General features: G+C 46.6%; 1 pseudogene. It reads right to left on the bottom strand.

Annotation, left to right across the window (positions count from 1 at the left end):
• Positions 1-652 (bottom strand): annotated as a pseudogene (locus A3756_RS02810) (urea ABC transporter permease subunit UrtC); the annotation flags it as partial.

Below are 652 nucleotides of genomic sequence, written 5' to 3'. Positions count from 1 at the left end.
ACCAATCAAAGTTCCTCGGCCACCTACCGCTACCCAGATCACCATTTCGATAGAGTTAATGGGTGAGAATTCACCTGGGTTAATAATACCGACTTGAGGAACGTACAAGGCACCCGCTACTGCCGAATCACAGCTGAGTAGACGAACAACCAAACTTTATAGCGCTCAGTACGATAGCCAATAAAACGTGCTCTGTTTTCACCATCACGAATCGCGACAATAACCTTGCCAAAGCGTGATTTAAATATCGCATGACTGGCTAGCAACACTAAACACAATATGACTGAGGTGGCGACAAACAAACCAATTCGCGTGCTGTCTGCTTGTAAATCAAAGCCTAGTATCTCTTTGAAATCTGTTAAGCCGTTGGTCCCGCCAAAACCCATCTCGTTTCGGTAGAAAGACAGCATCAATGCATAAGTCAGTGCTTGCGTCATGATCGATAGATATACACCCGTGACTCGAGACCTGAATGCCAACCAACCGAACACGAAAGCTAGCAAGCCAGGCACCAATGCCACCATGATCATCGCAAACCAGAATTGATCCATACCCTGCCAGAACCAAGGTAGCTCTTGCCAATTCAGAAAGACCATAAAGTCAGGTAGCTCAGGGTGACCATAGACACCACGGTCACCAATCTGACGCATTA

Source organism: Oleiphilus sp. HI0086, assembly GCF_001635225.1.
This window is presented reverse-complemented; position numbering and strand designations above follow the sequence as displayed.